This window comes from Streptomyces aurantiacus JA 4570 (genome assembly GCF_000414115.1).
GTDB lineage: Bacteria > Actinomycetota > Actinomycetes > Streptomycetales > Streptomycetaceae > Streptomyces > Streptomyces aurantiacus_A.
In genome coordinates, this window is sequence record NZ_AOPZ01000030.1 from 1 (window position 1) to 25,600 (window position 25,600).

The 25,600-nt window shown below is 69.0% G+C and carries 21 protein-coding genes and 2 tRNA genes; 14 read left to right on the forward strand and 9 right to left on the reverse strand.

Annotation, left to right across the window (positions count from 1 at the left end; translation table 11 throughout):
* Positions 1–162 precede the first annotated feature (162 nt).
* The 4 genes from STRAU_RS04380 to STRAU_RS04395 all read left to right on the forward strand — a co-directional run bounded on the left by STRAU_RS04380 (position 163) and on the right by STRAU_RS04395 (position 6,558).
* Positions 163–1,491 (forward strand): deoxyguanosinetriphosphate triphosphohydrolase, encoded by a 1,329-nt coding sequence (locus STRAU_RS04380; RefSeq protein ID WP_037657493.1) that lies wholly within the window; start codon positions 163–165, stop codon positions 1,489–1,491.
* 153 nt (positions 1,492–1,644) lie between these two features.
* Positions 1,645–2,907 carry an NAD(P)/FAD-dependent oxidoreductase gene (locus STRAU_RS04385; protein WP_016639032.1) on the forward strand — a complete coding sequence of 421 codons (1,263 nt, stop codon included), beginning with the start codon at positions 1,645–1,647 and terminating at the stop codon, positions 2,905–2,907.
* Positions 2,908–3,063: 156 nt separating this feature from the next.
* A complete protein-coding gene (gene dnaG / locus STRAU_RS04390) occupies positions 3,064–4,965 on the forward strand; it encodes a DNA primase (RefSeq protein ID WP_037657496.1) in 1,902 nt (633 codons plus the stop codon).
* Between the two features lie 222 nt (positions 4,966–5,187).
* The gene (locus STRAU_RS04395; protein WP_037657498.1) at positions 5,188–6,558 is read left to right on the forward strand and encodes an RNA polymerase sigma factor; all 1,371 of its coding nucleotides are present in this window, start codon (positions 5,188–5,190) and stop codon (positions 6,556–6,558) included.
* Positions 6,559–6,640: 82 nt separating this feature from the next.
* On the opposite strand, the gene STRAU_RS04400 is transcribed toward STRAU_RS04395, so the two are convergent.
* The 4 genes from STRAU_RS04400 to STRAU_RS04415 all read right to left on the reverse strand — a co-directional run bounded on the left by STRAU_RS04400 (position 6,641) and on the right by STRAU_RS04415 (position 12,397).
* Entirely contained in the window at positions 6,641–8,539 is a 1,899-nt protein-coding gene (locus tag STRAU_RS04400) for an ABC transporter ATP-binding protein (RefSeq protein WP_016639036.1), read from the reverse strand.
* A 26-nt stretch (positions 8,540–8,565) separates the two neighbouring features.
* Positions 8,566–10,299 carry an ABC transporter ATP-binding protein gene (locus STRAU_RS04405; RefSeq protein ID WP_016639037.1) on the reverse strand — a complete coding sequence of 578 codons (1,734 nt, stop codon included), beginning with the start codon at positions 10,297–10,299 and terminating at the stop codon, positions 8,566–8,568.
* A gap of 244 nt (positions 10,300–10,543) precedes the next feature.
* Positions 10,544–11,986: an FGGY family carbohydrate kinase gene (locus STRAU_RS04410; protein WP_037657502.1), complete on the reverse strand. Its 1,443-nt coding sequence runs from the start codon at positions 11,984–11,986 to the stop codon at positions 10,544–10,546.
* A 108-nt stretch (positions 11,987–12,094) separates the two neighbouring features.
* On the reverse strand, positions 12,095–12,397 hold the full coding sequence (locus STRAU_RS04415; RefSeq protein ID WP_037657505.1) for a YtxH domain-containing protein: 303 nt from the start codon (positions 12,395–12,397) through the stop codon (positions 12,095–12,097).
* 167 nt (positions 12,398–12,564) lie between these two features.
* On the opposite strand from STRAU_RS04415, the gene STRAU_RS04420 reads away from it, so the two are divergent.
* Together STRAU_RS04420 and STRAU_RS04425 are read left to right on the forward strand one after the other, a co-directional pair.
* A tRNA-Asn gene (locus STRAU_RS04420) sits at positions 12,565–12,655 on the forward strand.
* Between the two features lie 410 nt (positions 12,656–13,065).
* Positions 13,066–13,142, forward strand: a tRNA-Ile gene (locus tag STRAU_RS04425).
* 392 nt (positions 13,143–13,534) lie between these two features.
* Here STRAU_RS04425 and STRAU_RS38830 read toward each other — a convergent pair.
* Together STRAU_RS38830 and STRAU_RS42235 are read right to left on the reverse strand one after the other, a co-directional pair.
* On the reverse strand, positions 13,535–14,101 hold the full coding sequence (locus tag STRAU_RS38830) for a hypothetical protein (protein ID WP_016639041.1): 567 nt from the start codon (positions 14,099–14,101) through the stop codon (positions 13,535–13,537).
* A 58-nt stretch (positions 14,102–14,159) separates the two neighbouring features.
* Complete coding sequence (locus STRAU_RS42235; protein WP_016639042.1) at positions 14,160–14,720, reverse strand: NucA/NucB deoxyribonuclease domain-containing protein; 561 nt, start codon at positions 14,718–14,720, stop codon at positions 14,160–14,162.
* Positions 14,721–14,787: 67 nt separating this feature from the next.
* Here STRAU_RS42235 and STRAU_RS42240 point away from each other — a divergent pair, with 67 nt between their 5' ends.
* The 5 genes from STRAU_RS42240 (at position 14,788) to STRAU_RS04460 (ending at position 17,775) form a co-directional block, all read left to right on the forward strand.
* On the forward strand, positions 14,788–15,273 hold the full coding sequence (locus STRAU_RS42240; protein WP_158692014.1) for a hypothetical protein: 486 nt from the start codon (positions 14,788–14,790) through the stop codon (positions 15,271–15,273).
* 17 nt (positions 15,274–15,290) lie between these two features.
* Positions 15,291–15,662 (forward strand): DUF6545 domain-containing protein, encoded by a 372-nt coding sequence (locus STRAU_RS04445; RefSeq protein ID WP_016639044.1) that lies wholly within the window; start codon positions 15,291–15,293, stop codon positions 15,660–15,662.
* Between the two features lie 168 nt (positions 15,663–15,830).
* A complete protein-coding gene (locus STRAU_RS04450) occupies positions 15,831–16,280 on the forward strand; it encodes a hypothetical protein (protein WP_016639045.1) in 450 nt (149 codons plus the stop codon).
* A gap of 857 nt (positions 16,281–17,137) precedes the next feature.
* Complete coding sequence (locus STRAU_RS04455; protein ID WP_037657512.1) at positions 17,138–17,371, forward strand: type II toxin-antitoxin system VapB family antitoxin; 234 nt, start codon at positions 17,138–17,140, stop codon at positions 17,369–17,371.
* Positions 17,368–17,775: a PIN domain nuclease gene (locus STRAU_RS04460; RefSeq protein ID WP_016639047.1), complete on the forward strand. Its 408-nt coding sequence runs from the start codon at positions 17,368–17,370 to the stop codon at positions 17,773–17,775. Before STRAU_RS04455 ends, STRAU_RS04460 begins: the two co-directional genes overlap by 4 nt.
* Positions 17,776–18,285: 510 nt before the next feature.
* Here the strand turns inward: STRAU_RS04460 and STRAU_RS04465 are convergent.
* On the reverse strand, positions 18,286–18,498 hold the full coding sequence (locus tag STRAU_RS04465) for a hypothetical protein (RefSeq protein WP_016639048.1): 213 nt from the start codon (positions 18,496–18,498) through the stop codon (positions 18,286–18,288).
* Positions 18,499–18,583: 85 nt separating this feature from the next.
* Positions 18,584–21,829 (reverse strand): RHS repeat-associated core domain-containing protein, encoded by a 3,246-nt coding sequence (locus tag STRAU_RS44400; protein WP_016639049.1) that lies wholly within the window; start codon positions 21,827–21,829, stop codon positions 18,584–18,586.
* A gap of 945 nt (positions 21,830–22,774) precedes the next feature.
* Between STRAU_RS44400 and STRAU_RS04475 the strand changes: the two genes are divergently transcribed.
* The gene (locus STRAU_RS04475; protein ID WP_016639050.1) at positions 22,775–23,236 is read left to right on the forward strand and encodes a hypothetical protein; all 462 of its coding nucleotides are present in this window, start codon (positions 22,775–22,777) and stop codon (positions 23,234–23,236) included.
* 43 nt (positions 23,237–23,279) lie between these two features.
* On the opposite strand, the gene STRAU_RS04480 is transcribed toward STRAU_RS04475, so the two are convergent.
* On the reverse strand, positions 23,280–23,540 hold the full coding sequence (locus STRAU_RS04480; protein ID WP_016639051.1) for a NucA/NucB deoxyribonuclease domain-containing protein: 261 nt from the start codon (positions 23,538–23,540) through the stop codon (positions 23,280–23,282).
* Between the two features lie 607 nt (positions 23,541–24,147).
* Between STRAU_RS04480 and STRAU_RS04485 the strand changes: the two genes are divergently transcribed.
* Complete coding sequence (locus STRAU_RS04485; RefSeq protein WP_063890323.1) at positions 24,148–24,834, forward strand: methyltransferase domain-containing protein; 687 nt, start codon at positions 24,148–24,150, stop codon at positions 24,832–24,834.
* Between the two features lie 2 nt (positions 24,835–24,836).
* Positions 24,837–25,600 (forward strand): aminotransferase class III-fold pyridoxal phosphate-dependent enzyme (locus STRAU_RS04490; RefSeq protein ID WP_037657515.1); only part of this gene is annotated, 764 nt, incomplete at its 3' end.

The window sequence follows — 25,600 nt, forward strand, 5'->3', positions numbered from 1 at the left end:
GCCGCCCCGCTCGGCGCGCACCCGGCGCTCGCCGCCCTGCTGCTGCACCGCTACGACCAGGCACGTTCCACCGCGCCCCGCGCCGCCCCGCACCGGCTCCTCACGTCCGCCTGAACGGGGGCCCCGGCGCGCCCGGACGACCGCTCCGTCTACTGTCGGTGCATGGCAGGCACAGCACCGCACGCGCACACCGTGTCCTACGACGAGGCGGCCACCGAGCGGTGGGCCGCCGAACCCGACAAACGCCCGGGCCGCACCGCCTTCCAGCGGGACCGCGCCCGCGTCCTGCACTCCGCCGCACTGCGCCGCCTCGCCGGCAAGACCCAGGTCGTCACGCCGGGCACGAAGAGCATGGCGTGGGACGCCAGCGCCCGCACCCGCCTCACCCACTCCCTGGAGTGCGCCCAGGTCGGCCGCGAACTCGGCGCCGCCCTCGGCTGCGACCCGGACCTGGTGGAGACCGCCTGCCTCTCCCACGACCTCGGCCACCCGCCCTTCGGCCACAACGGCGAACAGGCCCTGAACGAAGTCGCCCAGGGCTGCGGCGGGTTCGAGGGCAACGCGCAGTCCCTGCGGCTGCTCACCCGCATCGAACCCAAGCGGTTCGTGCGCAACGGGGGGAGCGGCGAACTGGTCAGTGTGGGCCTCAACCTCACCCGCGCCGCCCTGGACGCCGCCACCAAGTACCCGTGGCCGCGCGGCGCCCACCCCGCCGACCCGTCGTCGGTGAAGTTCGGCGTGTACGACGACGACCGGCCGGTGTTCGACTGGATCCGCAAGGAGGCCCCGGGCCACCCCGACGGGCCCGGCCACCGCACCTGCTTCGAGGCGCAGATCATGGACTGGGCGGACGACGTCGCGTACTCGGTGCACGACGTCGAGGACGGCCTGCACGCCGGCCACATCGACCCGAACATGCTGCACGCCGAGCCCGAACGCCAGGACGTCTTCGCCGTCGCCATCGGACGCTACGTACCCGCCGGCACCGACCCCGCCGAACTCGCCGCGGCCCTCGACCGGCTCCAGGAGCAGGAGTGGTGGCCGCACGGCTACGACGGCTCGGCCGTCGCCCAGGGCCGCCTGAAGGACGCCACCAGCCAGCTCATCGGCCACTTCTGCCTCGCGGCGGAGTCCGCGACCCGGGAGCGGTACGGCACCGGGCCGCTCACCCGCTACGCCGCCGAACTCGTCGTACCGCGCGCCGCCCGCCTGGAGTGCGCGGTCCTCAAGGCCGTCGCCGACCGCTATGTGATGCAGCGCCCCGCGCAGGAGCGGCTCCGCGCCGACCAGCGGATCGTCGTCGCCGAACTCGCCGACGCCCTCACCCGCCGCGCCCCCGAGGGCCTCGACCCGCAGTTCCGCGCGCTGTACGACGCCGCGCCCGACGACCGCGCCGCCCAGCGCGTCGTCATCGACCAGATCGCGTCCCTTACGGACGACGCGGCCAGGTCCCTGCACCGGCGGCTCACAGGTGACCTTCATAGGCGATGACCACCGCAACCAATAAATTGAGGAACCCAAACGGCGAGTAACCACCTCCGCGGGAGCGGCGCCGGTTTAGGCGCAAAAGGGGGTACACCCTCTTCCGTCCTCACGCTCCGTGCGGGACGCTCCAGTGAGCTGAAGGTTTCGAGGAGGCATCAAGTGGTCGACGCGGATCAGACGTTCGTCATCGTCGGAGGGGGTCTCGCGGGCGCGAAAGCGGCCGAGACGCTCCGCAGCGAGGGCTTCACCGGCCGGGTGATCCTCATCGGCGACGAGCGCGACCACCCGTACGAACGCCCGCCCCTGTCCAAGGGCTACCTCCTCGGCAAGGAGGAGCGCGACAGCGTCTTCGTGCACGAACCCGGGTGGTACGCGCAGGCCGACGTCGAGCTGCACCTGGGCCAGACCGTCGTCGCCATAGACCCCGCCGCGCACACCGTCCGGCTCGGCGACCGCACGGTCATCCGCTACGACAAGCTGCTCCTGGCCACCGGCGCCGAGCCGCGCCGCCTGGACGTGCCCGGCACCGACCTCGCCGGCGTGCACCACCTGCGCCGCCTCGCGCACGCCGACCGCCTCCGGCACGTCCTCACCGCGCTCGGCCGCGACAACGGCCACCTCGTGATCGCGGGCGCCGGCTGGATCGGCCTCGAAGTCGCGGCGGCCGCGCGGGAGTACGGCGCGGAGGTCACCGTCGTCGAGCCCGAGCCGACACCGCTGCACTCCGTGCTCGGCCCCGAGGTCGGCCAGATGTTCGCCGACCTGCACGCCGAGCACGGCGTCCGCTTCCACTTCGGGGCCCGCCTGACCGAGATCACCGGCCAGGACGGCATGGTCCTCGCCGCCCGCACGGACGACGGCGAGGAGCACCCGGCGCACGACGTGCTCGCCGCGATCGGCGCCGCCCCGCGCACCGCGCTCGCGGAGTCCGCGGGCCTGGCCCTCGTCGACCGCGCGCGGGGCGGCGGCATCGCCGTCGACGCCTCCCTGCGCACCTCCGACCCGGACATCTACGCCGCCGGCGACGTGGCCGCCGTCGACCACCGGCTCTTCGACACCCGCCTGCGCGTCGAGCACTGGGCCAACGCCCTCAACGGCGGCCCGGCCGCCGCCCGCGCCATGCTCGGCCAGGACGTCCGCTACGACCGCGTGCCCTACTTCTTCTCCGACCAGTACGACCTGGGCATGGAGTACTCGGGCTGGGCACCCCCGGGCTCCTACGACCAGGTGGTGATCCGCGGCGACGCGGGCAAGCGCGAGTTCATCGCCTTCTGGCTCCGCGAGGGCCAGGTCCTGGCGGGCATGAACGTCAATGTGTGGGACGTCACGGAGCAGATCCAACGCCTGATCCGCGAGGGTGCGCGCCCCGACCAGGAGGCGCTCTCCGATCCCTCCAAGCCGCTGGAGTCCCTGCTCGGGTAGCCCCCGGCGCCGGGCGGGCGGAAAAGCCCGTCCGGCGTTTGAGGACGAGGCCCGAAGGGCCAAGGGCCGAAAGGGGGGAGAGGGGCGAAGCCCCATAAAACAGCCCCAGGCGCTGGACGGTACATAAGGCGCCCCCGCCAGCCGTAGTATTTCTGCGTGGCAGGACGGATCAATGACGAAGACGTGAAGGCGGTTCGGGACGCGGTCCCGATCGACGCCGTCGTCTCCGAGTACCTCCAGCTGCGCAACGCCGGCGGCGGCAACCTCAAGGGCCTGTGCCCCTTCCACGACGAGAAGTCACCGTCGTTCCAGGTCAGCCCCAGCAAGGGCCTGTTCCACTGCTTCGGCTGCCAGGAGGGCGGCGACACCCTCACGTTCGTGATGAAGGTCGACCACCTGACCTTCTCCGAGGCGGTGGAGCGCCTCGCCGCCAAGGCGGGCATCACACTGCGTTACGAGGAGGGCGGGTACAACCCGTCCCACCAACGCGGCGAACGCATCCGCCTGATCGAGGCGCACAAGGCGGCCACCGACTTCTACATCGCCCAGCTGGAGAGCGCGGAGGCCGAGATCGGCCGCAAATTCCTCGCGGAGCGCGGCTTCGACCAGGCAGCGGCCGCCCACTTCGGCGTGGGCTACAGCCCGGCGGGCTGGGACCACCTCACCCGCTTCCTGCGCGGCAAGGGCTTCACGGACAAGGAGCTGATCCTTTCCGGCCTTTCCCAGGACGGCCGCCGCGGCCCCATCGACCGCTTCCGGGGCCGTCTGATGTGGCCGATCCGCGACATCGGCGGCGAGGTCGTCGGCTTCGGCGCCCGCAAGCTGCGCGACGACGACAACGGCCCGAAGTACCTGAACACGCCCGAGACCCCGGTCTACAAGAAGTCCCAGGTCCTGTACGGCATCGACCTCGCCAAGAAGGACATCGCCAAGGCCAGCAGGGCCGTCGTCGTCGAGGGCTACACCGACGTGATGGCCTGCCACCTCGCGGGCATCACCACGGCCATCGCGACCTGCGGCACGGCCTTCGGCAGCGACCACATCAAGATCCTGCGGCGCCTCCTCATGGACAACGGCTCCGCCCGCGTGATCTTCACCTTCGACGGCGACGCGGCAGGACAGAAGGCGGCCCTGCGCGCCTTCGAGGACGACCAGAAGTTCGCCGCCGAGACGTACATCGCCATCGCGCCCGACGGCATGGACCCCTGCGAGCTGCGCCTGGCCAAGGGCGACGAGGCGGTCGCCGACCTGGTCGAGCCGCGCACCCCGCTGTTCGAGTTCGCGCTGCGCCAGATCGTCGCGCGCTACGACCTGGAGACCCCCGCGGGCCGCGCCGCGGCCCTGGACGAGGCGGCGCCGGTCGTCGCCCGGATCAAGAACTCCGGCGCGCAGCACGAGGTCGCCGTGCAGCTCGCGGGCATGCTCGGCATCCTCGACACGCAGTTCGTCGTCAAGCGCGTGGGCCAGCTCGCCCGCTGGGCGCGCGACCGCGGCGGCAAGGGACCGGCGCCGGGGCGCGGCGCCCCGCAGGCCCCCGCCCCGGCCGCCCGCCCGGGCCACGCGGGCCCCGCCCTGAACCTGCGCAATCCCGTGTACGCCACCGAACGCGAGCTCCTGAAGCTCGCCCTGCAGCACCCGCACCTGGTCTCCCCGGCCTTCGACGCGTACGGCGTGGACGAGTTCACCGCCGCCCCGTACGCCGCCGTGCGGCAGGCGATCCTCGACGCGGGCGGCGCCGAGTTCGGCATCCAGGACCCGCAGGAGTATCTGGTCCGGGTCCGCGACGCCGCCCCGGACGACGCGGTCCGCGCCATGGTCACGGAGCTGGCCGTGGAGGCGATCATGCGTCGCACGGTCGACGAGATGTACGCGGGCGAGCAACTCGTCACGGTCCGCCTGCGCGCCGTGGACCGCCGCGTACGCGACGTCCAGGGGACGTTCGCGCGACTGTCGGGCAGCCACGGCGACCCCGAGCAACTCACCGCCGTACAAAACGAGTTGTGGGTCCTACAGCAGTACGGCCGCGCACTGCGCGAACAGGGAGCGGCGGCGCTGTAGGGAAATCAGCCCGTCCGGCGTTTGAGGACGAGGCCCGAAGACGAGGCCCGAAGGGCCGAAAAGCGGGGGAGAGGGGGCGCAGCCCCCATCACATGCGGCCGGCAGGCGTACGGCGCCCCCAGCGGGCTACCCGAGGGGTAACCGGCCGGTCACGGACCGGACTCAAAAAGTGCTCGCACGCCCCTCGTGGCGGCCGTGTGTCGTACTCCACACTGGGGTGCGGTGCCTGAGTCCTCGGAGCGCGGCCGGCCCGCAGAAGACAGCGGGTCCGACATCCCCGCGGTTCCACACATCGTGTTCGGGACGGACAGCGGCGAGGCCGTCGACGCCGGTCCCGCTGTACCGCTGCCGTCCCCCGCTGCAGCGATCACCCTGGAGGTCGCCCCCGTGCAGACCCAGACCCTCACCCAGACAGACACCGCCGCGCCCGCCCCCGTGGACGTGACGGCCGACGCCGACGCCGACGTCATCGCGACGGTGCCGCCGCAGGGCCCCGCGCCGCTCCACCCGGAGCTGGCCCCGGAACCGGCCCCGGACGAGCGCCTGACCGCGGTGGCCGTCGAGCCGATCGAGCCCGTCGAGGCCGTCGAACCCGCCGAGGCGGCCGAGCCCGCCGAGACCGCCGAGGTCATCGAGCTGGCAAGGCCCCGCAGCAGCCGCGCCGATACCAGCGGCCCCTCGTCCGACCTGTTCCGCCAGTACCTGCGCGAGATCGGCCGCATACCCCTGCTCACCGCGGCCGAGGAGGTCGAGCTCGCGCGCGGCGTCGAGGCCGGTCTCTTCGCCGAGGAGAAGCTCGCGGGCCTGGCGGGCACCCCCGACCTGGACTCCCAACTCGCCCTGGACCTCGACAAGTTGGTGGTCATGGGCCGGATGGCCAAGCGCCGCCTCATCGAGGCCAACCTGCGCCTGGTCGTCTCCGTGGCCAAGCGCTACGTCGGCCGCGGCCTGACCATGCTCGACCTCGTCCAGGAGGGAAACCTCGGACTGATCAGGGCAGTTGAGAAGTTCGACTACGCCCGGGGCTACAAGTTCTCCACGTACGCCACCTGGTGGATCCGCCAGGCCATGTCCCGCGCGCTCGCGGACCAGGCCCGCACCATCCGCGTCCCCGTGCACGTCGTCGAGCTCATCAACCGCGTCGTACGCGTCCAGCGCCGCATGCTGCAGGAGCGCGGCTACGAACCGACCCCCGAGGAGGTCGCCGCCCACCTGGACCTGCCGCACGAGCGCGTCAGCGAGGTCCTGCGCCTGGCGCAGGAACCGGTGTCGCTGCACGCGCCCGTGGGCGAGGAGGACGACGTCGCGCTCGGCGACCTCATCGAGGACGGCGACGCCACGAGCCCCGTGGAGTCGGCCGCGTTCCTGCTGCTCCGCGAGCACCTGGAGGCGGTGCTCTCCACCCTCGGCGAACGCGAACGCAAGGTCGTCCAGCTCCGCTACGGCCTCGCGGACGGCCGCCCCCGCACCCTGGAGGAGATCGGCAGAATCTTCGGCGTAACCCGAGAACGCATCCGCCAGATCGAGTCGAAGACCCTGAACAAACTGAGGGACCACGCTTTCGCGGATCAGCTACGCGGCTACCTGGACTGAGGCGCCCCGAAAGGGGCGCGGGGAACTGCGCGACCAGCCACAACGAACCGGCACACGCAGAATCCCATGGCCCCCGACGGCGCTAGTCGACCTCGGCCACCGCCTCCGCGAACTGGGCGGCGTACAGACGGGCATACGCCCCACCCGCCGCCAACAGCGCGTCATGCGTGCCCTGTTCCACAATGGCCCCGTCCTCCATCACCAGGATGGTGTCCGCGTCGCGAATCGTGGAGAGACGATGAGCGATGACGAACGACGTACGCCCATGGGCGAGCCGAGCCATCGCCTTCTGGATGAGCACCTCGGTGCGGGTGTCGACCGAGCTGGTCGCCTCGTCGAGAACGAGGATCACCGGGTCGGACAGAAACGCCCGGGCAATGGTGATGAGCTGCTTCTCGCCCGCGCTGACGCCGGTCCCCTCGTCATCGATGACGGTGTCGTACCCCTCGGGCAGCGTCCGGATGAACCGATCGGCGTGCGCGGCCCGAGCGGCCTCCTCGATCTGCTCCCGCGAGACATCCTTCGCGGCCCCGTACGCGATGTTGTCCGCGATGCTGCCGCCGAACAGCCAGGTGTCCTGGAGCACCATGCCGATGCCGCCGCGCAGTTCGTCGCGCGACATCTTCGCCACGTCGACTCCGTCGAGCGTGATGCGCCCGCCGGTGACCTCGTAGAACCGCATGAGCAGATTCACCAGCGTCGTCTTGCCCGCGCCCGTCGGCCCGACGATGGCCACCGTGTGCCCCGGCTCCACCGCCAACGACAGGTCCTCGATCAGCGGCTTGTCCTGCTCGTACCGGAACGACACGTGCTCCATCCCGACGTGCCCGCGCAGATCCACGGGCCGCTCGCCCGGCACCGGGTCGGCCTCCTGCTCCTCGGCGTCGAGGAGTTCGAAGATCCGCTCGGCGGAGGCGACACCGGACTGCACCAGGTTCGCCATCGACGCGACCTGCGTCAGCGGCATCGAGAACTGCCGCGAGTACTGGATGAACGCCTGCACGTCACCGATCGACAGCGCCCCGGAGGCCACCCGCAGACCGCCGACGACGGCCACGAGCACATAGTTCAGGTTCGACATGAAGAACATCAGCGGCTGCATGACGCCGCTGTTGAACTGCGCCTTGAACGACGCCTCGTACAGCGCGTCGTTGTGCTCCGCGAAGGTCTTCGCGGACTCCTCCTGGCGGCCGAACACCTTCACCAGGGTGTGCCCGGTGTACATCTCCTCGACGTGCGCGTTCATCGCGCCCGTGGACTTCCACTGCTGCACGAACTGCGGCTGCGAACGCTTGCCGACCTTCGTCGCCACGACGAACGACAGCGGCACGGTCACCAGCGCCACCAGGGCGAGCAGCGGCGAGATCCAGAACATCATCGCGAGCACGCCGACGATCGTCAGCAGGTTGTTGATGAGCTGGCCCATCGTCTGCTGCAGCGTCTGGTTGATGTTGTCGAGGTCGTTCGTGGCGCGGCTGAGCACCTCGCCGCGCTGCCGCTTGTCGAAGTACGACAACGGCAGCCGCGACAGCTTCGCCTGGACGTCGCCGCGCAGCCGGAACACGGTCCGGTTGATGGCCCGGTTGGAAAGCCGCGTGGCCACCAGCATCATCAGGCCCGCAAGCACGAACGCGCCCGTCGCCAGCAGCAGTACGGAGCCCACCGCGCCGAAGTCGATGCCCTCGCCCGGCGTGAAGTCGAGCCCGGAGAGCATGTCGGCCATGCCGCCGTCGCCGCTCTCCCGCAGCCGGTCCAGGGCCGCGCCCTTGGACTCGCCGTCGGGCATGTTCCGCCCGACGATGCCCGCGAAGACCAGGTCGGTCGCCCGGCCGAGGATCTTCGGCCCGACCACGGACAGCGCGACGCTCACGACGACGGCCGCGAGCATCCCGTACATCGTGGTCCGCTCCGGCCGGAAGTGCGCGAGCAGCCGCTTCCCGGAGTTCTTGAAGTCCAGGGACCGGGAGTCCGGCCCCATCATCGGTCCACCGAAGCCACCAGGGGGCATTACGCGGCCTCCGCTTCCGTCAGCTGGGAGAGGACGATCTCCCGGTACGTCTCGTTGTCGTCCATCAGCTCGTGATGGCGGCCCGTGCCGACGACCCGGCCCTCGTCGAGGACCACGATGCGGTCGGCGTCACGGATGGTCGACACCCGCTGGGCGACGATCACGACGGTCGCCTCCCGGGTCTCGTGCGCGAGCGCGGCCCGCAGCGCCGCGTCGGTGGCGTAGTCGAGCGCGGAGAAGGAGTCGTCGAAGAGGTAGATCTCCGGCCGCTGCACCAGCGTCCGCGCGATGGACAGGCGCTGGCGCTGCCCGCCGGACACATTGGAGCCGCCCTGCGCGACGGGCGCGTCCAGCCCTTCCGCGAGCCCCTCGACGAAGTCCTTGGCCTGCGCCACCTCCAGCGCGTGCCACAGCTCGTCGTCCGTCGCGTCCGGATTGCCGTACCGCAGATTGCTCGCCACGGTCCCGGCGAACAGATACGGCTTCTGCGGTACGAGACCGACGGTGCGGGCGAGCAGCGCGGGCTCGACCCTGTTCACGTCGACGCCGCCGACCAGGACCGCGCCCTCGGTGGCGTCCATCAGGCGCGGCACGAGGCTCAGCAGCGTCGACTTGCCGCTGCCCGTCGACCCGATCACGGCGGTCGTCTCGCCGGGGCGCGCGACCAGGTCGATGGCCTTGAGCACGGGCTCCTCGGCGCCCGGGTAGCGGAAGCCGGCGCCGCGCAGCTCCAGGTGGCCGTGGCCGCGCAGCTCCCGTACGGGCTCGGCGGGCGGCACGACGCTCGTGTCGGTGTCCAGGACCTCCTGGATGCGCTCGGCACACACCTCGGCCCGCGGGATCATCATGAACATGAACGTGGCCATCATCACGGCCATGACGATCTGCATCAGATAGGCGAGGAACGCGGTGAGCGCGCCGATCTGCATATGGCCGCCGTCGATGCGGTGCGCGCCGAACCAGACGACGGCGATCGACGACAGGTTCACCACCGTCATGACGATCGGGAACATCAGCGCGAGCAGCTTGCCGGTGCCGACCGAGACCTCGGTCAGGTCGGCGTTGGCCTCCCGGAAACGCTCCTTCTCGTAGGCGTCGCGTACGAAGGCGCGGATGACGCGGTTGCCGGTGATCTGCTCGCGCAGCACCCGGTTCACCGTGTCCAGTCGCTCCTGCATGGTGCGGAACAGCGGCCGGAGCCGCCGCACGATCAGGCTGACGCTGATGCCGAGCACCGGCACCACGGCGAGCAGCACACCGGACAGCGGCACGTCCTGGCCGAGCGCCATCACGATGCCGCCGACGCACATGATCGGCGCCGACACCATCAGCGTGAACGCCATCAGGACCAGCATCTGCACCTGCTGGACGTCATTGGTGGTCCGGGTGATCAGGGTGGGAGCGCCGAAACGGCCCAGCTCCCGCGCGGAGAAGGACTGCACCCGGTCGAAGACGGCGCCCCGCACGTCGCGGCCAAGCGCGGCGGCGGTGCGGGCGCCGTAGAGCACGGCACCGACGTTGCACCCCATCTGCACCACGGTCACGGCGAGCATGAGGGCGCCGAACGACAGGATGTAGCCGGTGTCCCCCTTCACCACGCCGTGGTCGATGATGTCGGCGTTCAGAGTGGGGAGATAGAGCGAGGCGCAGGTCTGCAGGAACTGCAGGAGCACCAGCAGGGCGATGGGCTTCTTGTACGGATCCAGATGGGTCCGCAGGAGTCGTATGAGCACGCTCGTCTCTCGGCAGAGTCTTGGGCGGGGGGCGGGGTGGGCGAAGTCGCCCACCATCCTCCGCCACCGCACCCATGCCCGTGCAACCGATTTACCATGACCGGGTCAAAAAACAGCCCGGGTCAAGAAACCGATCCCGCCGAGCGCCGGAACGTCCGGCCCGGAACCCCGAGGTTGAGATGGAACCTCGGGCGGAACCCGGAGGTTCAGACGGCACCCCGAGGTTCAGACGGAACCCCGAGGTTCAGACGGTCGGAGTCCCGGTGAACGCGCCCGGATGGGCCTGCTCCCGCACCGTCACGTACTGCTGCCGCACCGCCTGGCCGACCGCCAGCTCCTCGCCGGGCTCGAAGACCTGCGAGACCGCGCCCTGCCAGTGCGGCAGCTGCCCGGTCAGCGCCCAGGCGGCCTGCCGTGCGGCGCCGATCGCGGCGTAGTCCGCGGGCTGCACCACCACGACCTGCGTACCGAACAGCATCGGTGCGATCGCCCGCACCGCGGGCAGCTCGGCGGCGGGCCCGAGGAGGAACACCCGCCGCACCTCGACGCCCCGCCCGCGCAGCACGTCCAGCGCGTCGCCGAGCCCGCACAGCATGCCTTCGAAGGCGGCACGCGCCAGGTGCTCGGGCTTCATCGACTCACGCCGAAGGCCGGTCAGCGTGCCCGCGGCGTGCGGCAGGCTCGGCGTCTTCTCACCCTCCAGATAAGGGAGCAGCACCAGCCCGTGCGCACCGGGCGTCGACTTCAGGGCCAGGTCGGACAGCGCTTCCAGGTCGGGCAGGCCGAGCATCTCGGCGGTGCCGCGCAGCGCGCGGACGGCGTTGAGGGTGTGGACGACGGGAAGGTGCATGCCCGTGGCGTCGGCCAGCGACGTGATGGTCCCGCTCGCGTCGACGAGCGCCTCGTGGTGCACGGCCATCACGGACCCGGAGGCGCCGAGCGAGACGACGGCGTCGCCGGGGCTGACCCCGAGCCCGAAGGCCGCGGCCATGGTCTCGCCGGTGCCGGCCGAGATCAGCAGCCCCTCGGGCGTCGTGCCCGCCGCGGCCGCCGGGCCGATGACCTCCGGCAGCATCGCCTGATGCCCGAGGGCCAGCTCCACGAGATCGGGACGGTACGAGCCGGTCGCCGCCGACCAGTACCCCGTGCCCGAGGCCCCGCCCCGGTCGGTGGTGCGCCGCGCGGGCCGCCCGAGCAGCTGCCACACCAGCCAGTCGTGGGCCTGCATGAGGAGCTGGGTGCGCAGCGCGGCCTCCGGCTCGTGCTTGGCGAGCCAGCGCAGCTTCGTCACGGGCAGCGGCGCCTGCGGCACACAGCCCACGGCCTGGGCCCAGTTCTGCCGGCCGCCGAACCCGTCGACGAGATCGGCCGCGGCGACCTGGGTGCGGGGATTGTTGCCGACGAGCGCGGGCCGGACCGTGTTGCCCTGGGAGTCCATCGGCACCAGCGCGTGCTGCTGCGCGCACACGCCGATCGCCTGCACCCCTTCGAGCAGCCCGCCGCCCGCGGCCTCGCCGAGGGAGAGCAGCCATGCCTGCGGATCGACGTCCGTCGGCCGCCCTCCGCCCTCCGCGGTCTCCAGCGGATGCGGGGCATGGCCCTGCCTGAGTACGGCACCCGTGTCGGCGTCACAGACGACGATGCGTGTGAAATCGGGCGAACTGTCCAACCCCGCGACTATCCCCATGCCGAGGATTCTGCCGCACCGCGAGCGATGCCCCGCACGGCTGTCCGTACGGGGCATCGTCGTCGCAGGTGAGGCCGCAGCCGGGACCGCGGCTGAGCTCGCCGGGGCCTAGGTGTTGCTGGTGCCCCAGTCGTCCCCGGCGTCGCCCTGCCCCCGCTCGCGCAGCGACCGCACCCGCTCGGCGACGGAGTCCGGCATCCGGTCCCCGACCTTCTCCGACACCGAGTGGAACGCCTTGCCCGCCACGTCCCGCCCCTGCTGGGCGGCGGACTCGACGGTGTTGCGCACGGCGGGGTTCTGGGCAACCTCACGGAAGGACTTCTTCAGCTGCTCGTAACGCTCGCGTCCGGCCCGCGTCCCGAGCACGTACCCGAGAGCCAGCCCTGCCACGAATGTGAGCCGGTAGCGCATGACGGCCACCCTTCCCTTGCCTCGACTGTCCGACGTCGGTCGCAGGGGATACCGATTGGCGGAGCACCCCCCTGCTTGCGCTAATGTATGTGTCGCAGCAAGCGCCCGCCGCCCGGGAATCCCCAGGTAGGTGACATTGTTGCAGTGACTCCGTCACCAAGAGTCATTCCCCTGTAGCTCAATTGGCAGAGCAGCCGGCTGTTAACCGGCAGCCGGCTGTTAACCGGCAGGTTACTGGTTCGAGTCCAGTCGGGAGAGCTGTACGCGAGGACCCCTGAGGAGCCGCAAGGCCCCGGGGGTCCTTCGCTGTCCCCACCGGGTACCCACGCGGGCCGCATCCGAGTCCTACCCGGGCCGGATCGGGGTCCCGCCCGGGCCGCATGGGGGTCCCACCCGAACCGGATCGGGTCCCCGCCCGGGCTGCATCCGAGTTCCACCCGGCCCGCGGGCCCCGCCCGCCCCCCTCGCAGGGGTCCCGCCCAGCCCTCGCGCGCCCCCTGTGAGCTCCCCAACAATCCTCCGTACGTACTCGTTTCGCCCCTGGTGGAACCATGCGGGCCGCAGCGCGGTCCTCATGGTCGTGCATAGCCGACCAGCCGGAGCAGGAGATCGTATGAGCGGCTATGCTGCGGCAGACGGCGCGCACAAATGTGCGCGACGCGCCGTTAGGGGCGGTAGCTCAGCCGGTTAGAGCAGCGGACTCATAATCCGTCGGCCGTGGGTTCGAGTCCCACCCGCCCCACCACCCGGCGCAGGTGCAGAAACGATCTGACCTGGCCTTCCCCGACCCCGGACCGACCTCGTCGGCCGGGGTCGCACACTGCCGTAACCAGGCGTCAGTCCGGCGTCCCGCCGCGACCGCCTCCTTGGTGTGAAAGTACGGGGCGCACGTCCCGCGCCCCCGACCCCGGGCCGTGGGCCCGGCTCACTGGCCCGTTCCCGAAGTCGTCCCTGGACGCCGCCAACGGTGTCGGCCTGACGAAGAGGCTCCGCGTCGTCCGGGGGAGGGGGACGCCAGTCGACCGTGGAGGCGCCGCTTCGCGTGCCGCGTCTGCCCGCTGGGTTACTCCGGTGACCTCTCGGTCTCCGCACGCAACGGCAAGGCCCAAGGACATGGGGCCTTGCCGTCCGGGCATGTCAGCCATCGCTCTCCAGCGAGCGGTGCAGGATGTCACGCTCCCGTGCGGACTGCCCGCGTGGGCCCCTGTTGGCGACGGGCGCTTCTGTTGGTGCTGGAGGGCCGGAGCGCAGCTGGGCTCCGTACTGGTCGCGGGAGCTCAGGCTGCGCGGTGGCGCGGGAGGTGCCGGCCAGCATTGGATCAGGTAGTGCTCAGTGATCTCGTCTGGGGTCAGGTCGATGGCTGTGTCGCGGCCCCGGGCATGGATGCGCAGTCGGTGGTGATCGGATCCGCCGACAGCGAGGGAGGGCAGTTCGTCCTCCAGGTCGTCCATGAGAGCGCCGACCAACACCTCGCCCGAGGGGCTGTGGATCGACAGTTCCGTGACCTCCTGCCAGGGGCCCGGATCGGCCTCCGGGGTACTGCTGTAGGCAGCGACGGTGACCTGTACGTCTCCGCTGCGGATGCCGGTGTGGATCTCTACCCGGCCTTCGCTGAGAGCGGTCACGCCGTCAGCGGACACGTCCAGTTCTTCGTCCGTTACCGGCCCTTCAGGGTCGAAGATCAGGAACTGGTGGTACTCCACGGGAACGGGCCCGCTGGCGCTGTGTACGAGGTCGCTCACTGCCGATCCCTCACGCTCGTCAGGGCTTGATCCAGACCAGGAAGCGGTCCTTCTCAATGATCCGGTTGTAGGTGTAGAAGTTGTTGAGGGCAGAGCCGCCCTTGCTGTTCTGCCGTGCGTTGATCATCCGGCGGCTGAAGTCTCCGCCACCAGTGCTGGCACCCTGCCAGGTCGAGGCGAACGGGTACTCGTCGCAGCTCTTGCCGGGCGGGCGCGGCAGGCTCGGCGGGCATGCCTTCTTCTGGTTCGCCTTGCGCTTTTCCTTGTCCGTCAGCCGCGTCAGGAACCGGTTGGTGCCGTGTTTCCCGGGCAGGTTCTTCGCGTTCTGTCCGTGCTCGATGTGCTTGGCCAGTTCCGGGTACGGGCCGGACTTGGAGTACACCATCTCGGGCGTGTAGCCGGAGTTGACGCAGCCGGCCTTGCGTGTGCTGCCGGGCAACGCGGTGTCGCAGCGCACGTCAGAGGTGCTCAGTGACAACGAATTCGACGAACCCCAGCCGGGGTTGGTGAACTTGGTCTTGATGACGGCGCGCCCGCTGCCCTGCTGACCGGGCCTCGCTGTGTTGATCGTGGTGTCCACGAAAAACTGCCCATAAGGCGATTTCGTACGGCTGATGGCCTGCGAGGGGAAGCTACCGTTCGCGATCTTGCACTTCTTCTTGCACTTCGCGGACCCCCGGGACTTCGTCCCCGACACGCCCCGGCCCCACCGGCGCACCTCCAGGTGGGCCTCCTGGAAGGCCCACCGCGAAGACCGATACCCCAGGCCACTGGAGCTCCGGCGCGGGGACCCACCTCTCGTCGGCCTCCGCGCCAACGGCCTGTGGCTGACCCGACCTGAGGCCGAGCGCGACGCTATTTGGGTAGCACCGGCGCTCAGCGGCGTCGCCGCTGAGCACACTCTTGCCCATGAAGTCGGGCACATCGCCCTGGGGCACGAGCCCGTCGTCCTGCCTGCGGAGCCTGAGCCCAAGCCGTATCAGTACCTCAGCTCCGACTTCCTCGGTGGCTGTCTGATCGGCCGCACCCGATCCCAGGAGGGGCCCCAGGACCCCAAGCACATCAAGGTCGAAGACCAGGCGGAACGTATCGCGTTCGCCCTGCGCCGCACCTCCACCACGGGACTTCCCTGATCCGACATCGGTGCAGCGTGTGCAACACCTACGATCGGCTCGACCAACGCGTCGTCGAAGTCTGCGACGCCACCTACGAGCTGCTGCCATGGATCGACGAGGACCTGCCCGCCCGCGTCCTGGCCGCGGTGCGTGCCGACGGCTATGGCGGTGATGACGCCGAGGCCGCCGCCGAAGCGGTGTGCTTGCGCATCGCCCGCCGCCGCGCGGTGGACGGCGAACCGCACGCCTTCCCCTTGACCGTTGAGCCGCTGCTGGCCCTGCGCGACGACCAGGAGACCAACGCACGGTGGCTGACCCGCGTCGCGGGCTTCTACACCTCCGCGCGCCTGGACACGATCGAGAAGGCGCTGACGACGACCAAGGGCGTGAAGGTGGAAGCGGCTTGAGGACCCTGCAACCCCGTTGAGCCGGACACCGACAGCCGCCGGCTCCGAACAGCCCGCTGTATAACCGACGGTCTCGACCCGAAGAACGTCATCATCGCCGTCAGCCTCCTGACCGGCCTCGCACAGTCCGACCGGCTCACTGGTCTGGCCTGGGCCGTCGACGCGATCGTGTTCGCCGCGCTGCTTCCCCTCGCCTACATCAAGTACGGGATCAGGTCCGGGAAGTGGGCGGACCGCCACGTCGGCAACCGCCGGCGTCGTCGGCTCCTCCTGATTCCCGTCATCGTGGCCTCGGTCGGAGCGTGGATCGGCTGCATGCTGTGGCTCGACGTCCCGAGGCAGATGCTCGCTCTCGTCGTGGCGATGCTCGCCACGCTGGCCGTGCTGCTGCCCATCACCGCGTTCTGGAAGATCTCGGCCCACACCAGCGTCGCGGCCGGCTCCCTCGCCATCCTCGCGGGCGCGTACGGCCCGCTCGTCTGGCTCGCTGCCCCGCTGGTCGCCGTGATCGGCTGGTCGCGTGTGGCCCTGCGGGGACACACGCTTGCGCAGGCCATTGCTGGGGGCTGGGTGGGTGCGATCGTGGCAGGGCTGTCGTTCCTGGCAATGGGCATGTGACGGGAGCGTTCCGCAGGCGCGGGGACCAAAGGACGGCCCCCATGTCGCGAGGGTTTTCCCGACGACGAAGAAGCGCGCCTCACTGACACCTCGGGACCAGCCCCGCACCCGTGGGGACCACCTCGTCATCACTGCCACGCACGCGGAGGCGTGGCGGCCACCCCCGCATGCGCGAGGACCACAGGTCGTGACCAGTGGCTTCAGAGGGTTGTCAGTGGGTTTTTCCATACTTCGTTGGAAACTGACATTTCGCCTCAATATTCATGAGTTGCCATCAAGTGCCGTGACAGGGTTCTGTAGTTGCACCCGCCGGACGCGGAGCCGTCGGCGTAACTCTATGTCCGCTGCCGATGCGGACTGATAGCGAAGCCGTGCCGGGGAGTACCGCCTGATGAGGACGTGTAGGCGTCCGTCCCTCAGCGAGGCGTCACGTTCACCGCTCGGAGACGAGCGCTGCGGCTCGAACGGCCTCGGTAGCCGGTGAGGCAATTGCCTCACCGTGCCGGATTGAGCAGGAGCGAGGGGTGCTCGGCCTGATCGAATCGGGTGGAGATTTCCAGCTCCTCGGTAAAATCGCAGGTGAGATGAGCCACCCGTTTAGGTTCGAGTCCCTGACAGTTCCACGGCTACGGAAGGTGCCTCGTCCTGCTGTGATCATCCGCGCCCCGGTTCGTCGACGGGGATCGTCCCGCCGGTCAGGGTGTGGGTGTCTCGTGAGAGGTGTTGCGAGCTCGGCAATTGCGGCCGCCGGCGCGGGGTGCTGGGGCGCGGCTGCCTCGCGCGCGAACTGCCGGAGGTGATGTTGGTGATGCACCTTGGTTATGTACATCATGGACTCACGGTGAGGGGTGACCGGTATGTCTGTTACCCAGATCGATCTCGATGACGAGGCGCTGGCCGAGGCGATGCGGCTGATGGGCGTCTCGACGAAGAAGGAGACCGTCAACACGGCTCTGCGGGACTACGTGGCGCGCATCAAGCGGCTGGAGGCTGCCGAGAAGCTGGCCGCGCGGGGTGAGCGGGGTGAGTTCGAGGCTGCGGCTGCTGCTCATGGCGCCGCTAAGCGCGCCCGGCGGGCTGCCTTCGAGTGATCACGTACCTTCTTGATCCATCCGCCCTGTGGCACCTCTTCCGTACGCCGGGGGCGTTGCGGCCCTGGGAAGGGCACATCGCCGCCGGCGTGTTCCATATCTGTGAGCCCACGAGGGCGGAGTTCCTCTACTCGGCGACAAGTCCGGCCCACCGCGATGAGCTGGCCGAAGAGCTGGATGCTCTCTGCCAGTTCTCGCCGGTGCCCAAGAACGCGTGGCGCTGGGTCGATACCGCGCAATACAAGCTCACCCAGCGAGGGCAACACCGCGCCGCCGGAGCCATCGATCTCCTGGTGTGTGCGACAGCGGTCCATCACGGCCACACGGTGCTCCACGTGGACAGCGACTTCGCCACAGTGGCGGCGGTTCTCAAGGAAGTGCAGCAGCGGGACGTACGCGCCTGACCGGTGGAAAACGGATCCTTGCCTGCTGCTCCATCGTCCAGCCAAAGCGGCCCACCATCTGCATTCACCTTTCAGTTGGCGGGTCGAGGCGCCGGCGTGGAAGTGGCGCACGGTCCGAGGTCACCCTGGGACCACCCACACGCGCGGGGACCGCAGGCCGCGACCTGCACATTCATGCGGCCACTAGGCCCCTTCTCTTCACTTCTCGAGCAACGGGCACTTCGCTCATCCGGCCGCAATTCTGCGTAATCTCCCACAAGGCAACTCATGTGCCCTGTCATCAAAGGAAGTTGCCCCAGCTGCGCCCCACGCCCCACGCGGCCACTGCCCCTCTCCCTGCCTGCCTCTCACCACCGAGCCGGACTGCGCCCCACCACAAACAGGCGACCCTTCAATCCCCCACTCCTGCCCGCGCCAGGCGGACCTCTCCGCAGGGGCACTCCGTCACGCCGTGCCTGGAATGCGTGCGCCAGCGAAGGGAGGCGCACCGCACGGTGTGGGAAAGCCCGGCTACGGCTGCCCCTTCTTTGTGCGCCTCATGTAGAGGGTGAAACATGCCCAGGCAACAATGATGGCTGCGACGACTACCCATCCGCGGTGTCGTCCTGAGAACAGCGTGAGGGCTGTGAAGAGGGCGATGAGCAGCAGGGTGAAGATGTTCGTGAGTCTGGTGTAGAAACGGATCCCTGCCTGCTGTTCCATCGTCCAGCCGAGGCGGCCCATTTTCGTTCACCTTCCAGTCGATGGAGTCGATGGACTGAGACGCTGGGGTGGAACCTATCCCAGGTTCCACCCCAACGAGCCTGTGCTAGCCGAGGATCCACTCGGCGGCACTGGAGCCGGCTTCACCGGCCGCCCAGGAACCGGCGAAACAGACTGCCTGACCTCCTATGGCCGATGTGCCGCCCGTGGGGATGGCGCCGCCGAGCATGACGGCTTCGCATCCGGCCATGAAGAGGCCGCCGGTGACGAATCCCGCGACGTCCCCCCACATGCCGGCCGCGTCCCCCGAGGCCAGCTTGGTGAAGGTGCTGACGCCGTCGCCGACCCAGCCGAGCGCGTCCACTCCGCCACCGAGCGCGTCCACCACACCGCCCCAGCCGAACAGGCCGTTGGGGTCGATGATGTTGGTGGGGTCGCCGGAGGCGTACAGGTAGGGATTGGTTTCCAGGCCGGAGGGGTCGGGCTGGGTGAAGCGGCCGATGCGCGGGTCCATGTACCGGGCCTCGTTGTGGTACAGGCCCGTCGGGTCCTGATAGCCACCCACGAAGCGGTAGGGCTGCGGCACCTTCTCGGTCATGGTGCGGGAGACGCCGCGCGGGCTGTAGTCGTAGGTGTTGACCTTCGTGCCCTGGTCGTCGACGACTGCCCTGGTGGTGCCGATGGCGTCGGTGAGGTAGTAGTACGTGCTCTCCGTTCTCGATCCGCCCTCGGTGCGGAAGGAGTTGAGGTTTCCGCTCGGCTCCCGGGTGAAGTTCATGTCCACCCCGCCCGTGGTCTTCGCGGACACTCCGACGGGGCCGTTGTGGAACGTGGTGTCGCCGAACTGGGTGCGCTCGGACTGGTCGGTGGAGGCGTAGCGGGCCTTGAACTCCTGGCCGCCCTGGGTGAGGGAGGTGAGCTGGGAGAAGTCGTTCCACTGGCCGCCGGTGCGGGCTGCCTCCGGGGTCGGGGCGGCGGCTGTCTCGTTGCCCGCCTTGTCGTACGACCAGCCGCTGCTGTCACCGTTCTTCCCGGTGATCTGGGAGGCGTCGTTGTACGTGTAGGTCGTGCCGCCCGGGCAGCCCGCGGCCGTGCCCTGCGAGGTGAGGTTGCCGGCCTTGTCGTAGCAGTACAGCCAGCTGTCGTTGACCGCCGAGCCCTTCGTTTCCTTGGTGAAGGTCAGACGGCCCGCGGAGTCGTAGGTGTAGGCGCGTTTGAGCCCGGCGACGGCGTCGGTCTCGGTACGGATGCGTACGCCGTCCTTGGTGGTACCGCCGCTGGTGTACGCGTAGTCGTAGGCGAGGTCGACGAGGGTGCCCTTGGACGAGGTCGCCTTGATGCGTTCGGGGCGGTTCGCCTTGTCGCGGGTGATCGTTTCGATGGTGCCGCCGGGGTAACTGGCTTTGGTACGGGCGTCGTTGGCGTTGTACTCGTAGCCCGTCTTCTTGCCCTGTGCGTCGGTCAGCGTCTCCAGGCGGTTGACCTTGTCGTAGGTGTACTTCACCGTGCCCGACGGGTCCGTGTACGTCTCGACGTTGCCCTCGGCGTAGTAGGTGAGGACGGTCTGGGAGCCGTCCTGCAGGGTGCGTACCGTCTCGCGGGAGAGCGGGTCGAAGTCGTACTTGGTGATGCCGGTGGCGTCCGAGCGCTGCTTTAGGTTGCCGTCGCCGTCCCAGGCGTACTCCGCCCAGCCGGTGGGGCCGTTGACCTTCTTGATGCGGTCGCGGTGGTCGTAGGTGAAGGTCACCTTCGTCCCGCGGCCGTCGGTGGCGGTGTGGACGCGCCCGGCCTCGTCGTAGGTGTAGGAGGTGGCGCCCATCGGTGCGGGCGGGGCCACCTTGATGACATTGCCCTTGGAGTCGTAAGTGGCCTTCGTCGCCTTGCCGTTGGCGTCCTTGACCTCGCAGCGCTGGCCCTCGAAGCCGCCGCAGGTGGGGTCCTTGGGGTTGTAGGCGAAGGTGCGGGTGCCGCCCTGCGCTCCGGCGACGGTCTCCTTGGTGGTGTTGCCCGCGTCGTCGTAGCTGTACGTGACCTCCACCCCGTCGGCGGACGTGATCTTCCCGGGGACGTCGGCGCCGCCGATGGTCTTGTAGCCGCTGAGCGAGGACGTGGCGCCGGTGGGCAGCTTCGTGGAGATGGGGTTGGAGCGGGCGTCCCAGCCATAGGCGGTGACGTTGCCCGGGGTGCCGCCCACACCCATCGCGTCCGTGGCGGTCTGCACGTTGCGGTTGGCGTCGTAGGTTCGCTCGCGGGACTTGCCGAGCGCGTCAGTCACCTTGGTGACCTCGCCGTCCGCCTGGTGCTCGTACTTCGTCGTGTTCCCGGCCGGATCCGTCACCGTGGTGGTGCCGGCCTTGTTCGGGGCGTCGGCCGAGTAGCGGTAGGTGTACGTCGGACCGGTCTCGCCGGAGCCGTCGAAGTGGGTGGCCCGCTTCATCGAGGTGACGCGATTCTTCGCGTCGTAGGTGAAGACCGTCACCCGCCCCTCCGGAGTGGTGATCTTCGTCAGGCGGCGGTCGGAGTCGTAGCCGAACTGGGTCGCCTTGCCCTCGGTGTCGGTGACCTTGGCCAGGTCCCCGTCCGCGTTGAGGTCGTGGACCACGGTGCGGCCGGTGTTGTCCTTGGCCTGCCACTGCGAGGCGTCGGTCTTGACCAGGTCCACCCAGCGGCCCGAGCGGTTGTCGGTGAGCTTGAAGCCCTTGTGCTCGCTGCCCTCGTCGTGCTGGTCGACCAGGATGTGGCCCCCATTGCGGTCGGTCACCTTCACCAGCGTGCCCGACGCGCTGTAGGTGTCCTTCATGCCCGAGCCGCGCTCGGTGACCGTGTACTCGCCGTTGGACGACCTCTTCAGATCCAGGCGGTGGCCCTCGGGGGTGGCATAGGTGCCGTCCGCCTTCTTCGTGAAGGAGACGGAGCCGCCGGTGGCGTCGTACAACACCACCTTGTCGCCTTCGATCTGCAGATAGCGCTCATAGTTCTGCCACCAGCGCTGCGAGACCTTCCCCCAGGGGGCGTCAAGGGAGTTGTACGTCCGCGTCAGCTGCAGCGACTTGCCGACCCCGGCGACCTGGAAGTCGGTGGCCGCGAGCATCAGGTTGCCCGTCGAGTAGTTGACGCGTGCCACGAGTGCGTCCGTGACCCGGACATCGGAGATCCGATGCCAGGGCACCTGCCCTTGCCCCTTGGGTACGACGGCTTCCAGGGCGGCCGCCGCCTTGGCGCCGAGCCTCGGTGCGTCTTTGCTGGTGCGCGCTCGTTGCTCCTGGGCCGCCCGCCACCGGGCCAGGTCGTCGGAGGCTTTATCGCGCACCGATTCCGGTGCCTTCGTCTTGCCGACCTTCACCGCCGGCATCTTCGCTCTCTCGCCGCCCCGGCCCCAGGCCGAGGACGTTGAGCCCGACCCGCCGGGCTCGCTCTGGGCCACGCCCAGCGGCACTGCCGTGGCCACGAGCGCAGCGGCGACCGAGGTCACGAGCGTGGTGCGGCGCGCGGTGGGCCGTCTGTGTCTGTGCGGTGTTCCTGTGGTACGTGAAGACATACGTCTCCTCCTCAGGAAGACAAACCCCCAGGGCCCCCACGGCCACTGGGCGCACGCACCGTAGCGAGACTCTCACTGAATTCGCATGCACGTTCCCATTGGTTGCATCGCTTTCCGGCCCTGATCCGTGCCGCCGAAGGGCGAATCTTCTTGGGGAAGTGCCACGCCGATCGTTCGCGATGGCACATCACCAGCAGCGACGCCCTGGCCGGGATTGGCGTGAAGCTGGCGCCACGCTTTGTGGGTTGGCGGCTGGTCGCAGATCTTCCGCACCGGACTCAGTCACGCCGCGAGGCTCTCTCCATTTTTCAGAGTCCCAGTCAAAGGGCCTCAGCTTCCTGTTCATTCGGGCTGCGGTGTGCCTGGGCCTGCCGGTGCCAGCCGGTCAGGCACGCTGAGGCGGCCCGCAGGTGCGGGGCCCAGACATCGGCCTACCGGCCACTGGCCGACCACCCCCGCACGCGCGGGGACCACGGGCCGTGACCTGCGGCTTTACGTGGTCGGTAGTGGGGTTTTCCCTTGCTTCTTGAGATACCGGCATCCCATCCTGATGTGCGCAAAACCGCCACTATGTGCCGCGAGGTCCCGTTGATGTCTGTCGGCGGAACGCCCTTGTGTGGGAGGGACGTTGGCGCGCTCGTGTACCGATAGCGCCTTGAGTGCCGCGCATTGGTGGATTGCTGGGACGGCACGGCGAGCTCGGGGCGCGGCGATACGATCCTGACGGTCGTCTGGGGTTGACGGACAGGGAGAAGTCTCGTGGCCAAGTTGGTTCAGGAGCAGCTGCTTGAGGTGTTCGTGGACGACTACGCGTTCGCTTTTCAGGAGTCGTGGGATGCCGAGCTGCCGGTTGAGTTTCCCGACGGCTTGAACGCCGATGTGTTCGTGAATGCGTTTCCGGGCCGGGTGGACGTGTCCAGTGCCGGTCACATTCATACTGCCGCAGTGAAGGTGCAGGTGTGGGACGGGGCGCCGTCTGCTGAAGACGCCTCTGTGTGGGATGTGAGCGAAGAGGCCGGGTTCGAGTCGGCGAGCGGTGATGTCGCCGTGTGGACCCCGACCTTGGGGCGTACTGATGAGCTGATCGAGCTCGGCAGAAAGGGCTCGTGGCGGGTACGGGTGCACTGTGCGGGCCGCGACGAGGTGGCCGCGTTGAAGGGCTCGGAAGAGTCCGTTGTGGGCGTCGAGCGCTATCTGGTGCAGTTCTTCCCGGCCTGCTGACCGGCACGGGGACGGCCGGTGGGCGCCGGCCGTCCCCGGCTCGTCACGGTGTGATCTTTACGAGGAAGGCGTCGTCCTCGGTGTCAGCGAGCATCCTGTTCTTGGCGTAGAAACCTTTCAGCAGCAGCCCGGCGTCGCGGTTGTGCTCTGCCGGAACGGGCTTGGCCGAGACGTTGAACTTCCGCGCGTCCGGGTCGTATTGATGCTCGGCGGCCCCTTCCAGCGTGGAGCGGAAGGGGTACTCGTCGCACTGCTTCTTGCCGGGACCAGCGGAGCCGGGGTTGTGGACGTGGCTTATTCGCACTTCTCAGTCAGCGAGGTACCGGAGCCCGGCTTTGAGCGTACCGAGGGCGAGGTGGATTTCAGCACGGAAGATCCAGTGATCATGGCGCCTGGTGAGCGAAGGATTCGAGACCCGGAGAACCCGCGTGAACGACTGTCACGTATGCGCGGTCGCCGCCCGGACAATCTTTAGTTCGCTTCTTGAGCCCGGACGGTGCAGGTGAGCAGGGCCCCTTGCTCAGCGCCGTCCGGGGCGTTCCGCTGTCGTGGTCTGCTTGACGTGGATGTCGTACTGGTTGCCGTGCAGAATACGGTCGGATCCGTACCAGGCTGCGGCGGACCGAGGCAGCGTTCAGGGCCGGAGAAGCCAGCCGCGCGAAATGGCGATTTGCTGCACGGTCTCACCGTGGACGCCTGGTCGCCTGGACAGCCTGCGATCGCCTTGGGGCCTCGAAAAACGCTCGACCGCTGTGTCTACGTGCGCAACTTCAAGGAAGCAGGAGCGGCCACCGCGGGCGCCGCTTCATACGTGATCGGATGTGTCTTGATTGAGGCTACGGCGCGGAGGGGCCCGCCGGTTAGCGTGACGGTCTCCACTGTTCAAGAATGAACGATAAGGGGGCGCTGCCATGTCGGAACCTGCTACCGAAGCGATGACGCGCGAGAACATGCGCCGCTACGCCGTCGACCGGGAATCCGATTTCTCTCTGCTGGGCAAGGAGTGGACGGTCCTGCCGGGGGTGTACCCCTCAGGCTCTTTCTCGTCCACCGAATTCTTCGCGCGCCAGGACATCTATCCGAAGCCGGGCGGAACGTTCCTGGAAATCGGCTGCGGTGCGGGCGTTATAGCGGTCACCGCCGCCACATCGGGTTGCGGAGCTGTGACCGCGACCGACATCAATCCCGAGGCGGTGCGCAACACCGAGATCAACGCGCACCGGCACGGCGTGGCCGGCAAGGTGAGCGTGCGTCATGGGGACCTGTTTGACCCGTTGGAGGCCGATGCCGAGTTCGATGCCGTCTTCTGGAACTCCAACGGCGTGGAAATGCCCGGTGACTACCGGCATCGATCCACGTACGAAAGGGCGTTCTTCGATCCGGGCTACAAAAGCCACCGGCACTACATTGAGCACGGACTGCGCCACGTCTCCGCCGGCGGACGGCTGTTCCTCGGCTTCAGCGGGCATGGGAACGCCGCTCTGCTCCATGACTTCGCCGAACGGGCGGGCGTCACCCTCGTGGAGCGGGCACGCTCCGGTGGGGCCACCCGCGTCTATCGGCATCCGCATCTGCTCCTGGAACTGGTGAGGGCGTGATCATGGACCATGGCGCTCCGAGCATCTTCGAGAGCCTGGAGTCGGACGTGCGCAGCTACTGTCGCGGCTGGCCCACGGTATTCGACCGTGCGCAGGGCAGCCGCATGTACGACGAGGACGGCCACGAATACCTCGATTTCTTCGCCGGCGCGGGTTCCCTCAACTACGGCCACAACAATCCCGTTCTGAAACGGGCGCTGCTGGACTACATCGAGCGGGACGGCGTTACGCATGGCCTGGACATGTCGACGACCGCCAAGCGCGCCTTCCTGGAGTCGTTCCAGAACATCATCTTGCGGCCCCGTGAGTTGCCGTACAAGGTCATGTTCCCGGGCCCGACGGGCACCAACGCCGTCGAAGCCGCGCTGAAGCTGGCTCGCAAGGTCAAGGGCCGTGAGTCGATCGTCTCGTTCACGAACGCCTTCCACGGCATGTCACTCGGCTCGCTTGCCGTGAGCGGCAACGCCTTCAAGCGGGCGAGCGCCGGCATTCCCCTGGCCCACACGGTCCTGATGCCCTACGACGGGTACTTGGGCGACCGAGTCTCCGACCACCTGTTCCTGGAAGGGCTACTGACGGTTGCGGGCTCGGGGCTCGACAGGCCCGCCGCGGTGATCGTGGAGACCGTGCAGGGTGAGGGCGGCATCAACGTCGCGCGCGCCGAGTGGCTGCGTGCCCTCCAGGAGCTGTGCCATCGCCAGGACATGCTGCTGATCGTCGACGACATCCAGATGGGCTGCGGCCGCACCGGCGCGTTCTTCTCCTT

Coding starts and splice junctions, on each gene's coding strand:
- STRAU_RS04415 (WP_037657505.1), bottom strand. CDS start 12,397: ATGCGCTACCGGCTCACATTCGTGGCAGGGCTGGCTCTCGGGTACGTG.
- STRAU_RS04485 (WP_063890323.1), top strand. CDS start 24,148: ATGTCGGAACCTGCTACCGAAGCGATGACGCGCGAGAACATGCGCCGC.
- STRAU_RS04455 (WP_037657512.1), top strand. CDS start 17,138: ATGTCTGTTACCCAGATCGATCTCGATGACGAGGCGCTGGCCGAGGCG.
- STRAU_RS04400 (WP_016639036.1), bottom strand. CDS start 8,539: ATGATGGGGCCGGACTCCCGGTCCCTGGACTTCAAGAACTCCGGGAAG.
- STRAU_RS04410 (WP_037657502.1), bottom strand. CDS start 11,986: ATGGGGATAGTCGCGGGGTTGGACAGTTCGCCCGATTTCACACGCATC.
- STRAU_RS04465 (WP_016639048.1), bottom strand. CDS start 18,498: ATGGGCCGCCTCGGCTGGACGATGGAACAGCAGGCAGGGATCCGTTTC.
- STRAU_RS44400 (WP_016639049.1), bottom strand. CDS start 21,829: ATGCCGGCGGTGAAGGTCGGCAAGACGAAGGCACCGGAATCGGTGCGC.
- STRAU_RS04380 (WP_037657493.1), top strand. CDS start 163: ATGGCAGGCACAGCACCGCACGCGCACACCGTGTCCTACGACGAGGCG.